Here is a 13566-nt window from a genome sequence, read left to right on the forward strand (position 1 = left end):
TCATATCGGGAAATATTTCTTAACATATAGATAACAAAGGGAATCCGAGGAGACACCAAAAATCCTTAAGCCCTTGGGGTGCCCCGGTTAATCAGACTTTTCGCAAACAAGGGCTAAATCAATGAACAAGCAGCAAAACTCCGAAGTTTCAGCATTTTTGCCCATGCTCCAAAAAGGCATTTGGCTGTTTGGGATTCTCTCTTGGATATTCGGGCTGACAGATAGAACTATTGCACTATTATCTGACGGATATTTGTCGGCGATCGATATTGTCCAGCTATTTACAGCATCCTTTTTCTTCATTAGCTGGCTGTTGTTAAGCCCGTTTTTGGGTCTTAACTCCCAGAGTCGGCCGAAGGAAGAAGCATCTTCCTAGTTTTTAATTGGTAATGTTAGTTTCTCGATCGCTCTTTGTTTCTTCTGGGGCAAAGCGGGCCGGCCAAATGCGATCGCAAAAAAACAAAGTTCCCGCCGTCACGCACAGCGGAATCGCCAACAGATTCAACAGCGGAATGCTCACCAAACCCAAACAAACCAAACCAAAACTCCCGCTGGCCGGCAAACTCGCCCAAATTATCTCCAATTTCTCCTGAAAAGGTCGCCTGCGCCTCTCCAAAGGTGCATCTAGAAAGTCCAAACAGACAATAGTCGCGCCCAAAGCTACGCCACCCAAACTGCTAAGAATAGAACCGACACCAGGGAGAAAATTTAGCAGCAGCAGCGGTATACCGACGCTAAACAAAATTTGTAGTTTTCGCAGTTCAAAGGCGATCGCCCTTTGAATATCCCCAAAACTACTCGCCCAATTCATTGGTGCTTCTGCGGGCAATTGACCGTTCCGCAGGAGTTCCAATTGTTCGGAAAGTTTGCCGTACCAGGGCGAACCTAAAATCACGCCAAACTGCACTAACAAAAATCCAATTATCAGCAAAAGTCCTGACACTAGGAGTACCCGCAGCAGCCAGCCGAAAGCAACTGTTAACACGCCGAGAAAGCTCAGCCAAGCTGGAAAACTCGCAATTAGAGTATTAAATCGGACGGACAAATCGGCAACCAAAACGTCTATCCCTGCCAAACTGGGAAATAGCAAGCTTAAATAAAGACCAATACCAATTATAAAATTTAGCACCACGGGAACTAATACATAAGTCCACAGCTTGGGAGTTTGCAAAATCAGCGTGAAAGCTCGCAAAGGATAGGTGAAACCTGCCAGGAGTCTAATTGGTGCGGTAATGGCGGCGTGGGCGGGGTTTGAATTTAGCTGTTTTGACATATTTTCTGCTTTTGAGGACTAGACTCTATTTTCTATTATCCACTTTCCATTATTATTGCTGATGAGGATTTATCGCAGGTAGCCCAAAAGTGAAGCTTTTTATTTACCATACCCCGGAACTTACGCCAGCCGACAAAATGCCGGCTTGCGCGATCGCAGTTGATGTGCTGCGGGCGACTACGACAATGGCAACGGCCCTGAATAATGGGGCGGAAGCTGTCCAAGTTTTCAGCGACTTAGATAAGCTAATGGCCGAGAGCGAAAAATGGCCTGCAGATAAGCGGATTCGCGCTGGAGAGCGCGGCGGCGGCAAAGTTGACGGATTTGACATGGGGAATTCTCCGCTGGACTGCACGCCAGAAAAGGTGACGGGGAAGCGAATTTTTATCAGCACAACTAACGGTACTCGCGCTCTGGAGCGAGTTCAAGCTGCTGCAACTGTGTTAACGGCGGCTTTGATTAACCGCAAATCTGTGGTGCAGTTTTTGTTAAATAAACGGCCGGAAACTATTTGGATTGTGGGTTCTGGTTGGGAAGGGAGTTATTCGTTGGAAGATACGGTTTGTGCTGGTGCGATCGCCCAAAGTCTCCTAGCAGAAAGCGGTATTCCTGCGAGCGATTTTGCTGGGAATGATGAAGTATTTGGGGCTATTGCTCTTTATCTCCACTGGCAAGATCGGTTACACGAATTGTTGGAACGTGCCAGTCACGGCCAGCGCCTCCTCGGTTTAGGTGTTATTGAAGATTTAAAATATTGCGCGCAAACGGATACTTTAGATGTGCTGCCCGTGCAGCGAGAACCGGGAGTTTTGGTTAAGTCGGATTTTAAAATTCCTCAAGCTAATTTCTGGGATCAATCTTCGGAAAAAACGGCGACTTGAAATTTTCTGCAAGGGCAGTATTAGTAAGGTGCGCCTAGGCGCACCCTACGGAAATTAGTAGTTACCGAACAATATTTTTTTAAAAGAAAGTAGTATTAAAGATACTGGGCAGGAACACAAAATTGTTTTGTTCCTAGTCTATTGCAGGCAATGGAGAATTGCTGGATTCACCGCCGAACCGCTGAATTAAACACTCGGCAATTCTGGCTGCTGCACCGGGTTCTCCCATGCGCCGCCAGCCATTGTCAGCGATTAGCTGCAACCTGTCGGGATCGCGGAGCAAAGACTGCACGGCGCCGGCAACTTCGGCGGGATGTTTGACTAAAATTAATGACGGGCCTAACAGGCGACTTTGAGCTTCTGCAAAGGCGCGAGTAAATTGCGGGCCGTTTCCGGGAATGGCGATCGCCGGTTTTCCTAAACCTACAAATTGTTCTGTAGCAGTTCCTGCCATTGCTATTGCTAAATCTGCTTCGTACAAACAATCGTTAAAACTTTGCTGAGTCAAAATCATCGTGGCGTTTCTCTGCACAAATGTCAGGGGCAATAGCAAATTAGGAGATTCTTGCTGGATTTCTTGAGCGCTAGAAACAGGAGGCCGCAAAATACTTCCTTCTCGCCGCTGCGTTCTAATTTCGCCGTCTTGTCGCCAGCCGAAAAATTCTAAACTAGGTCGCAAAGCTTCTAAGTTTAACTCTGGAGAAATGGCTCCGAAAAATAACAATTTCCGATCGGCAAACAGCGATAAAATTCCGGCTACAGCCTCTACTATTAGCAGCCAATTAGCATAGGCTTCCGGCGCTCTAGAACCGGGGAGTAAGGTGATGATGAGCGATCGCTCGATTTCCCGAAACTCTGCGTCAGGGCCGTAAAAACCGGCGGGGTTTTCCGGTTCGAGTCCGTCCATCATTGGGTTTCCGAGATTGTAAGCGGGAATTCCCAGCTTTTGTAAAGTCTCGGCGGTTAGCGCGTCCCTGGCAAAAACCGCCCGACAGCGCGCTCTACTCATCAACCAGCGCTCCCAAGGGAAATAAATCGAGCGCGGGCAACCCCACCAACCAAAGACTCGGGATTTGCGAGCCAGAGGCCCGTTCTCGTCGCGCAAATAATACTCCGACTTTGCCGTACCGACAAAGGCATAGGGCACGCCGCTGAGCCAAGCAAACAGCAGCGGTACAATATCCCCGCAGGCTAAAATAACGCCGTCTTGATTCCCAGACTGTTGTTGCGATCGCACCCAAGCGCGGATGGCTTTAAACTGAGCGATGGTTAACTGAAGCAGACCGCCTTTGACATCGCGCAAAAATTCCCTCCCGTCCATGTAAATAAAGCCGCCCGAAGGCATCCGCTGCACCGGGCCGATGATGCGGGCGTTTTCTAGTTGAGCGAAAGCTTGCCCTTCGCCCACTAGCGGAAACACGGCTAATTCTGGCGGATGCGGGTGCTGTTGCAGTTCCTGCAAGATGCGAAGGGCGATCGCGTCTTCTCCGTGGCCGTTACTGAGGCAAAGTAATTTCAATCCCAACTCTCTCAAAAACTCTATTGTCAAAAAATAGCCTGCAAACCCTGGGACTTCAGTCTAGGGATGGAAAGCAACTTTCCACTTTAGTTTACCAGAAAATTGTTGTTTGAAATAGTACAAAACACGGTAAGAGCGAACCCGATCCGGCGCCGATCAAAATGTCTGCTGTACCCAAAAATATCTGGCATTTAACAGCAGTTGATCTGACTCTGGGAGGGCAACTTCTGAAGCTGGAAAACAACTTGTTTAATGTTGGGACTTACGACCGCCTGCACTGACAATTCCCCGATCGACAATTGCCAGATATCCGGCTAAATAACGCGGCAGTAACTTGCTGCACATCTAAATTATCTGTATGCAGTCAAGCTCTCAATCATGAGAGTCATACTATTTTCCCTCGATATATTGCTTTAAAGTATTCCGAATTTGTTTGAGCTGAAATCCTTTAGCAAGTTGGCGCAGCTTCGAGACAAACGGCATTAAATTAGGTTCTAAACTCTCCAGCTTAGCACTCTCCTCAAAAATTTCTTCAATATCGCCAATAGCTGCGAGTTTCAAAAGTTTTGCTACTGACTCAGAAGCCGCAGGTAACAGAGAAGAATAAGCAGGAAAATCAGAGGCGGGTAGCAAACTGGGAGTTTTGCGCTTTTTGTTTTCCGAGGATTCCCCATAAATCCATTCTAGTCCCAAACGCACGCGCAACTGTTCCAAAAAGTGATTTGCTTCGATCGGTTTGGGAACAAAAGCATCGTACCCTGCGAGGATGCTATCTTGCTGCGTAGCCTCGAAAACGCTCGCTGACATAGCGATTAACACAACATCTTTTAATTCCGCAAACTGGCGCAGTTTTCGTGCAGTTTCTAAGCCATCCATTACAGGCATCCGCAAGTCCATTAAAATCACATCCGGTTGAAATTCAACTGTTTTGCAGAGGCATTCTTGCCCGTTTTTTGCTTCTGCAACCTCAAATCCCAAACGCCGCAGCAGCCTGCACAACAAATCGCGATTCTGTTGATTGTCATCCACGATTAGCACTTTCCGCTTGTTGCCGATAAAACCGACAAGCCAGCGTTTTTCCTGTAAAGGAGACACCTCCAAGTACCGTTTAGCTGCTGGCAATTCTAAATCTACCCAAAAAGTGCTGCCTTTTCCCAAAGTGCTGTGGACTCGAATTTCGGTACCCATTAGTTTCGCTAATTTCTGGCTAATTGAGAGTCCGAGACCTGTACCTTCAACAAACGTATTGCCTCCTACTTGGTGGAAAGGCAAAAATATTTCTTCTAACTTGCTTCGCTCTATTCCCGTGCCGGTATCTTCGACTTGAAAGCGGATTTTTAAAGCGTGTTGGGCTGCGATCGGATTGTGGGCGAAGCGCATATAATTTTCTTTCAGTTCCGAACTCAAAGTCGAGAGCTCATAATTTTCTCCTTGGCCTCGACTCCAGGCCCCTGTGCCGACATAGCCGACTTTGAAAGTCACACCGCCGCTGTTAGTAAATTTAACGGCATTGCTGAGTAAATTTATGAGAATTTGGCGCAATCTTTTTGGATCGACACGAACGCAGCTAGGGAGGGGAGAGACTTGTTCGTAATGGAATAAAATTTCTTTTTGAGAGGCGCGCATCTGAAAGAGATCGGCAATGTTTTTCGTGAAATTTAGAAAATTTAACTCTTCCGGGTAGAGTTCCATTTTTCTAGCTTCAATTTTGGAAAGATCTAAAACATCGTCGATTAACATCAGCAGGTGTTGACCGCACTGTTGAATATTGCTGAGACTTTCTTGGTGATCTGAGTTTAAGTCTTTGTCGGTTTTGAGGATTTGAGCGTAACCTAAAACGCCGTTTAAAGGTGTGCGTAGTTCGTGGCTCATGTTGGCAAGAAATTCACTTTTGGCACGGTTGGCGCTTTCTGCGGCTAATGCAGCTTGTTGGAGGGCAGATTCTGCAAGTTTGCGATCGGCAATTTCCGTTTGTGCTTGTTGAAATAGCGTTGATTGCTGGATCGCGATCGCCAATTGCACGCACAATTGCCGGAGGGATTCTATTTCTGAGGCATCCCAGGAACGGGGGCCACTGCAATCGTGAGCGATCAGGAGTCCCCAGAGGTGATTTTCTGTCGTCGGTTGGACTTGGGAAATGCTTTCTCGTGCTTGTAAAATCGGCACTATTAAGTTAGCTTTAACTTCAAATTGTTCGAGAAATTTAATGTGACATTCGCTCATATTTTCCGCGTAAATATCTGCTACAGCGCGAATATTACCTTGCTGATAAATATCCACAAAATTATCTCTAAAACACGTATCCAAATAATCCATATTTTGCAACGAAATTATATCTTTTGCTACGGATTCGACAACTACAAGACCGCTCCAGTCGGGATTAAAGCGGTAAATAATTGTGCGGTCTGTTTGCAAAAAGTGCCGCACTTCTTCGACAGCAGTGCTGAGGACTTCTTCTAAATTGAGAGAGGAGCGAATGCGATCGAGCATGGCAACTACTAGCCGTTCTCGCCTTAATTGCTGCTGCAGGGCCATCTCCGCTTGTTTGCGTTCGGTGATGTCGGTAATTACTCCCACTAACCCGATTAAATTACCAGTTTCATCTTTAATGCCGTCGGCGCGAAATAAAGTTGTTACCAGTTCGTTGTTTTTAGTGTTGATTTTGAGTTCGCCTTGCCAAGATTTGCCTTTACGGATCGTTTTAAACATTTCTAGCAGCACTTTAGTTTGGGGGTAAATTGCTGTTAATCCGCCTGCTGTGTTTAGTTCTTCTGCTGTGTAGCCGTACTGTTGAACAAAGGCTTGATTGTGGTAGAGCGATCGCCCTGTCAAGTCAGCAATGCCGATCGCATCGCTGGTGCTTTCCACCGCTTGAGTAACTCGCAGCAAATCTAATTCTGCTTGTTTGCGATCGCTAATATCAGTAATAGTGCCGATATAGCCTTTAATTTCCTGCTTGTCTCCGATTTCTGCAATTGCCTGACCGATCACCCAGATTACCCGACCGTCTGGACGCTGAAAGCGGTATTCTGATTTAAAAGGAATTTTCTCAATAATTGCTCGATGCCATTCATTTTTTACCCGCTCGACATCATCGGGATGTATGGCATTCATCCAGCCAATTTCGGCGGCTAATTCTGCGTTTAGTCCCGTAATTTCGCTCCACCGTTTATTCACATAAAGGCAATTTCCCAAGGTGTCGGTGTGGAATATGCAAACTGGCGATGCTTCTGCTAAAGTTTGGTAGCGGCGCTGGCTCGACCGCAGGGCTGATTCTACCTGTTTTCTATTAGTTATATCGCGGACTATAGAAATGATTTCGCCACCTACAAGCATTGTCAGCGACAATTCTTGAGGGAACTTAGTACCGTCCGGGCGCTGACCGCTCGCTTCTATATTGCAGTACCCTTTTTGCAGGAGAATCGGCATTATTTGTAGTTCAAAAAATAGATTTTCTGCTTTGCTGTAGAGCATTTTCCATTTCTTCCCATACAGTTCGCTAGGGCTAGCCAAGCCGTACATTTTGAGATAAGCGTCGTTGGAATAAATACATTCTTTATTATTATTAAAAATGGCGATGCCGTCATAAGCAGCGGCCATTGCTACTGCTTGTCGCTGGAGTTGGGACTCTGCTTGTTTACGAGAGGTAATGTCGTGACCGACTGAGTAGATTAAACCTTCTTCGCTAAATGGCGATGCAGTCCACAGGAAGTATTTGTAAGAACCGTCTTTGCAGATGTAGCGGTTTTCAAAGGAGATACTGGACGTACCGGCGATTAGTTTTGCTCCTTCGGCTGCGGTGGCTTTTCGATCGTCTGGATGAACAAATTCGATCATTGGCTTGCCAAACATTTCACTAATACTGTAGCCTAAAGCTGTTGACCAAGCTGGGTTTAAACGTTTAAAATGACCGTCAAAGCCAACAATGCAAAGCAAGTCTAAGGAGATAGTAAAAAAACGATCGCGCTCTGTTTGTGCCTGCTTTAATTCAGTAATATCCATCACTAAACCGTCCCAGAGAATATCGCCTTCGCTGCCAGATTTGCTCTCATTAGTGAGCCTTTCTGGTCTCGCCGCTCCTTGCAGCCACTTAACTTTTCCAGATGGTAAAGTCTGCCGCCACTGCTGCTGCCAAGGTTCCAGCGTAGTGGCTGAAATGGCGATCGATGTTTTTAAATCTAAGAGATCGTCTGGGTGAATTCCCTTAGAAATCAGTTCCGCATTTTGCTCTATTGCTTCTGCCTCTAATTCGTAGAGTTGGCTACTGCCTGAAGAAATGTAGGGGAAAGACATTTTTCCAGTTGCTGACATTCGTAATTGATAAATTATTCCCGGCAGGTTAGCTACCAATTTTTGAAAGCGAGCTTCGCTTTGTTCTAGGGCTTTTTGTTGCTGTCTGTATTCTGTAAAATCTCTAATTGTACCCACTATTACTTTACTGCCGTCGGCTATTTGGAAGACGCTTTTTTTGGTAGAAATTATGTGTTCTCTCCCGGCAGAGTCTGTGAAGTTTTCTTCGGTTTCCAAGCATACACCCGTTGTCAAGACTTCTTCATCTTTTGTCCAAAAAACAGCAGCTTCTGATTGGGGGAAAAAGTCATAATCTGATTTGCCCATCAGTTCTTGTCGCGATTTGCCGACCAACTGACAAAAAGCATCATTTAATATCATCCAGCGGTGTTGCTCGTCTTTGACAAAAATTGGGTCTGGCGTAGCATTTATGGTGTGGTTTAAAAATTCTTCTGACGCTTTCAGTTTGGCTTCGTAGCGGTAGCGATCGCTCACGTCCAACACTACTTCGATTATCCGGTCGATAGACCCGTCTAGGCGACGGATGCAGCGCAGGGAAACTCGCGTGTGAACTATTTCGCCGTTTTTTCTGAGCCACCTTTTGTCTGAGATGTAACCGTCGAGCCTACCTGCTAACATCTGAGAAAAATTTTCACAATTAGCCTCCAAATCCTCTGGATGAGTCAACTCTAGCCAATTCTTTTGCACGAGTTCGTAGCGCTCATAGCCCAGCAAATTGCACAGGGCATCGTTAACTTCTATCCAGTGACAATTTTGAGGAATTTCGCTGTCAATAATTGGAGCGATGATGGCAATGCCGATCAGGGAATTTTCCACCACCGAGCGATATTTTTCTTCACTTTTTCGCAAAGCATCTTGACTGTTCTGGCGTTCTATGGCGTAACGGAGCGATCGAATTAACAGTTCGCTGTCGATTTTTCTTTTTACCAAATAATCCTGTACGCCAACTGAAATCAACCGCAGGGCAAGTTCTTCGTCGTTTTGGGCGGTCAGAACTACGATCGGCACATTTACCCCGTACTCTTGTACCCGAGCCACCGTCTCGATTCCCAGACTATCGGGCAGTGAAAGGTCTAATAAAATTATGTCAAAAGTTTCTTGATTCAATCGCTGCTGCGCTTCGCTGAGACGCTCTACTTTCGTCAGCACTATACGCTGCGCGCCGCCAATTTCTGACAGCAAATCTTCAATCAGCTCAGCTTCATGAGGGTTGTCTTCTACTAACAGAACTTTAAAGCAGATAGGAGGCAAAGCTAAGTTAAAAACTGCTTTCATAATATTTATTAATCAAGAAAATATTAAACTAACTTGAATTTTACCTTTTATTTTCACGGCAGTCATTCAATTGCACGTACACATACATCGACCGTCAGATTGGGGAGGGTAAGCAAGCGCTACAAAAATTCTGTTTAATAATTAAAATTATATCACGCACCAACTCGACTGTCAACGGAAAAGAATTTTTATTATAACTGGCCATTTATACCACTTAAAAAAATGCAACTCTAGCCCATCTCCCCACCCCGATAGTCACAGTCATTCCCAATTCTTTACTGCTTTCATCTGCCCTATTCAATAGTATTACCTTCTAGATTATATCTTCTAGGTTAGGATTGAGAATATAGAAAGTAAGTAATTTTACCTCCCTTATAGCTTATAGCTGTTGCCGAAGTTATGTCTCAATTAAGCGAGAGTAAAGTAAAAAGTAGAACCTTGCTCCGGTTCCGATTCCACCCAGATACATCCGCCGTGAAGCTCCACAATCTTTTGACAAATTGCTAAACCAATACCTGTCCCCGAATATTCTCTTTGAGTATGCAAGCGCTGGAAAATTTGAAAGATACGTTTTTGATGCTGGGGAGCAATCCCAATTCCATTATCGGAGACAGAAATTAACCAGTTTTCCTCCTGTTTGCAAGCGGTAACATGAACCACAGGCGGTGCATCGTGGCGATATTTAATCGCATTGCTGACTAAATTTTGAAATAGCTGTACGAGTTGAGAAATATCCCCCATTACCGTGGGTAATTCGCTGTAGGTGACAACGGCTTTAGTCTCGCGGATGGCCCCTTGCAGGTTCGCGAGTGCTTGCTCGACTGCATGATTGCAATCTGTCAGTTGAAAAGGTTTCCGACTCCGGCCAACGCGCGAATATTCGAGTAAATCGTCAATTAAAGTTTGCATTCTGGTGCAGCCCTGAACGATATTACCGATAAACTTACTACCTTGGCTGTCGAGTTGGTCTTTGTAGCGTTTTTCTAAAAGTTGAGCGTAACTGGCAATGGTTGCTAAAGGCGCTTGCAAGTCATGAGAAGCCACATAAGCAAATTGTTCTAGTTCTGCATTTGAACGCGCCAATTCTTGGTTAGATTTTAATAGAGCAGATTCGGCGCGCTGGCGGTGGGATATCTCTTGTTGGAGTACCAAATTTTGCTCTTGCAGAGCTTTTTCAACAGCGCGACGGCTGCTGATTTCTTGTTGCAAGATTTGGTTTTTTTCCTGAAGAGTTTTTTCGACTGCTAAGCGGCTCGTGATTTCTTCTTGCAGCAGCATATTTTGTTCTTTTAGCTGCTTTTGTAAATTCCGCAGGCTGAGGTGACTTTCGATGCGGGCGAGCACTTCTTCAAACTGAAATGGCTTGCTGATATAGTCAACAGCTCCCACAGCAAATGCGTTTACTTTGTCAAATACTTCATCTTTAGCGCTGATAAAAATTACCGGGATTTCGCGAGTTTTTGCTTCTAGTTTCAAGTGCTGACATACTTCGTAGCCGTTCATTTCCGGCATCATTATGTCGAGCAAAATCAAATCTGGTGGATTAGAATTGCAGGCTCTCAAAGCCATTTTTCCGTTAATCACGCAGCGGGGGGTGTACCCCCTCTGAGTCAACATCGTAGACAACAGACGCAGGTTTTCTGGTGTATCGTCTACTACTAAAATGTTTCCTAACGGCGTCCCTGGTTGCTGATTGTTCATTGATTATTTCCCAGTTACTATTTTCTTCACAAAAAATGTTGGCAGCTATTTTATTTAGGACTTACGGAAAACACCCGGTTTATAGTAAGAATGTTGGGGAAAGAAAATGAGGAATCCGCTCATAAACCGGGTGTTTAGCCGTTTGTGTACAAGCAAGTCCTGTTATTGTTCGTTTACCAATCCTCAAATCCCCAGCAGCAGAGTCAGAGCATTATTGTCCCAAGTCAATCCTTTGTCTAAAACGTTAAATCCCGCGACTTTGCACATAGCTTCTAAAGCAGTAGCTGTAGGTAGCCACCACCACGGCGCAAAATTGTCCATGTCAAAAACGGCTTTTTCAGTTATCCCTATAAGTGCGTTGTTGTTGATGTATGTCCGCCAGTAAGCTGTTAAAATAGCTCGTTCTGCGTCGTCCAAAGCGGGAATAAACATTACTCCAGAAGCGGGAATTTCATAGCATCCCAACTCATTTTCTATAACTTCTTGGGTGATAGCTGAAGTGAAAACTAAATGCTCGCGAGTTATCTGACGCAAGGCAACTAAAATCTGCAACGGATGGGGGTGATGGTACAAAACTCCTGCACAGTGAACTACATCGTAAGGCTCGCCAATGTCTGCAAGCTGAATCTGAGTGATATCTTGATTGATACAGTGATAATTAGCAATATTTAAACTTGTCATGCGAGCATGAAAATCTTGCCACCAATGGAGGGATGCCGGCATGGCATCAATCATTGTCAGAGAAACTGCACCGTATTTGCTAGCTACAGATACTTTTTCGCTGACAGTTCCCCACAAGCCGCCGACTTCTGCAAAAGTCTTGCCTTTGACTACTCGGGCAATGTAGCGATCGCGAATATCCTTAGCCTTCAACTCTAATAATAGAGTAGATTCCCCTGTTTGACGCTGTTTTTCTAAAATATCCTCTAATTTTTTGGATATTTCTGGATCTTTTGGTCTAATTTCTAATGCCATCAAGTACAACATTATGGCCTCGTTCAGCCGATCGCTCTCAGTAAACTTATGGGCTATTTCGCAGTAAAATTCAGGAGCGTGCAGCGGCTGCATTTCGTGGTGATAGTAGCTAGTTGCTACATCTGCATCTACTGGAGTTCTTTTAATTAGAGCCTCACCTAACTTTGTGTAAATTCCCGGTAGAGACGGCTCGATTTGAAGGGCACAAAGGTAGGCGGAAACAGCATCGTTCCATGCGTGACTTTCACTCAAAGCATCGCCTAAATTGTAATAAGACCAAGAAATACTGGGATTAAGTTCAATAGCACGTTGGTAAGCGGTAGCTGCGGCTTTCCACTGTTGGGTTTTTAACAGCGCTTCTCCTAAATTGTGGTAAGTCCAAGAGAATTCTGGATTGAGTGCGATCGCCCGCCGATAAGCGAGTGTTGCTGCTGCAAACTTTTGAAGTTTAACTAAAGTCAAAGCTAAGTTATAATGAGACCAAAATAAATCCGCATTTAGTGCGATCGCCCGTTCGTATGCAGCCTCAGCTTCTGACCATTTTTCTAGTTTAAAAAGAGCATCTCCTAACTTGTGAAAAGCTGCGAAAAAATTCGGGTCTACTTCAGTAGCGCGCTGGTAAGCAGCAGCGGATTCAGACCATTCTTCTAATCGATCGCAAGCTGCACCAATGCTGTAGTAAGACCAAGAATAATCCGGGTTAATTTCCACAGCCGTGCGGTAAGCGATCGCAGCTTCTTGCCATTTTTCTAAATTGAGCAGCACGCTGCCTAAGTTGTAGTATGAGAAAAAAGAATTGGGATTTAAATCAATACTTTTTCGGTAAGCCGCCTCCGCTTCGCGCCAGAGTTCCTTAGCTTGCAAAACATTGCCTAATTTGTAATAAAACTCCGAAATCTCCGGCTGGAGTTGAATAGCTTTGCGGTAATGAATAATAGCTTCGTCCCACTTTTTTAGCTTGCTAGCAGCTTCTGCTAATTGGCAGTAAGCTTCGCAAAAACTCGGGTTTAAATAAATCGTGCGGTGGTAACAAGTCAGCGCTTTTTCGGGTTTGTTTTGCGCCAACAAAGTATTACCTAAATCAAGATATTCTTCCGCTATCTCTATCGGTTCCAACATGAGTGCTTGATACCAACAGTCTGCTGCTTCTTCAGCTTGACCGACTTGGGTAAATATCCGGCTCAAATTTCGGTAAAATCCTGCAAAGTCCGGTTGGATGGAGATGGCTTTTTGATAACAGGCGATCGCCTCTTGCCACTGTTCCAAAGTAGCGCAGAGAGTGCCGAGGTTAGCAAAAGCTTCGGCAAAATCGGGTTGCTGGGCGATCGCAACTTTATACCAATACCTTGCGTCTTCTAGTTTACCCTGAGCTTGCAGCGCCTTTCCCAAGGTCTTGCAAGTCTCTGCTGAATTGGGTTCAGATGCCAAAACTTGTTGGCAAAGTGCGATCGCCCGATCGAAGTTCCCTGTAGCTAAATAAAGTTCTGCCTGTTGCTGAAAATTCACCTGCGCTGTTTCCGAATTCATTTTTTATTTTCCTTTTGAGTTATCATTCCATGTAAGATTATATGCTACAATTTGCCAAACTTCAAGTTTCTGTAAGTAGAGCTAGCGAGCTGAGAATAGTTCTG

The 13566-nt window shown here is 45.1% G+C and carries 7 protein-coding genes; 2 read left to right on the forward strand and 5 right to left on the reverse strand.

Features of this window, described 5'->3' with window-relative positions:
* Positions 1 to 121 precede the first annotated feature (121 nt).
* Complete coding sequence (locus NDI35_RS20485; protein ID WP_190736500.1) at positions 122 to 376, forward strand: hypothetical protein; 255 nt, start codon at positions 122 to 124, stop codon at positions 374 to 376.
* A gap of 3 nt (positions 377 to 379) precedes the next feature.
* On the opposite strand, the gene NDI35_RS20490 is transcribed toward NDI35_RS20485, so the two are convergent.
* On the reverse strand, positions 380 to 1273 hold the full coding sequence (locus tag NDI35_RS20490) for an EI24 domain-containing protein (protein ID WP_445314338.1): 894 nt from the start codon (positions 1271 to 1273) through the stop codon (positions 380 to 382).
* Between the two features lie 89 nt (positions 1274 to 1362).
* Between NDI35_RS20490 and NDI35_RS20495 the strand changes: the two genes are divergently transcribed.
* Complete coding sequence (locus NDI35_RS20495) at positions 1363 to 2154, forward strand: 2-phosphosulfolactate phosphatase family protein (protein ID WP_445314339.1); 792 nt, start codon at positions 1363 to 1365, stop codon at positions 2152 to 2154.
* Positions 2155 to 2287: 133 nt separating this feature from the next.
* Here NDI35_RS20495 and NDI35_RS20500 read toward each other — a convergent pair whose 3' ends face one another.
* The 4 genes from NDI35_RS20500 to NDI35_RS20515 all read right to left on the reverse strand — a co-directional run bounded on the left by NDI35_RS20500 (position 2288) and on the right by NDI35_RS20515 (position 13462).
* Complete coding sequence (locus NDI35_RS20500) at positions 2288 to 3673, reverse strand: lipid-A-disaccharide synthase-related protein (RefSeq protein ID WP_445314340.1); 1386 nt, start codon at positions 3671 to 3673, stop codon at positions 2288 to 2290.
* Between the two features lie 390 nt (positions 3674 to 4063).
* Complete coding sequence (locus NDI35_RS20505; protein ID WP_445314341.1) at positions 4064 to 9259, reverse strand: PAS domain S-box protein; 5196 nt, start codon at positions 9257 to 9259, stop codon at positions 4064 to 4066.
* 408 nt (positions 9260 to 9667) lie between these two features.
* A complete protein-coding gene (locus NDI35_RS20510; protein ID WP_445314342.1) occupies positions 9668 to 10960 on the reverse strand; it encodes an ATP-binding protein in 1293 nt (430 codons plus the stop codon).
* A gap of 183 nt (positions 10961 to 11143) precedes the next feature.
* Positions 11144 to 13462 (reverse strand): tetratricopeptide repeat protein, encoded by a 2319-nt coding sequence (locus tag NDI35_RS20515; RefSeq protein WP_445314343.1) that lies wholly within the window; start codon positions 13460 to 13462, stop codon positions 11144 to 11146.
* Positions 13463 to 13566: the final 104 nt, after the last annotated feature.

The organism is Microcoleus vaginatus FACHB-2002, assembly GCF_040004035.1.
GTDB classification, from domain to species: Bacteria; Cyanobacteriota; Cyanobacteriia; order Cyanobacteriales; family Microcoleaceae; genus Microcoleus; species Microcoleus vaginatus_C.

Bases quoted from the DNA above. Each gene is read 5' to 3' on its own strand.
- NDI35_RS20485 (WP_190736500.1), top strand. From the start codon at position 122: ATGAACAAGCAGCAAAACTCCGAAGTTTCAGCATTTTTGCCCATGCTC.
- NDI35_RS20490 (WP_445314338.1), bottom strand. From the start codon at position 1,273: ATGTCAAAACAGCTAAATTCAAACCCCGCCCACGCCGCCATTACCGCA.
- NDI35_RS20505 (WP_445314341.1), bottom strand. From the start codon at position 9,259: ATGAAAGCAGTTTTTAACTTAGCTTTGCCTCCTATCTGCTTTAAAGTT.
- NDI35_RS20510 (WP_445314342.1), bottom strand. From the start codon at position 10,960: ATGAACAATCAGCAACCAGGGACGCCGTTAGGAAACATTTTAGTAGTA.
- NDI35_RS20515 (WP_445314343.1), bottom strand. From the start codon at position 13,462: ATGAATTCGGAAACAGCGCAGGTGAATTTTCAGCAACAGGCAGAACTT.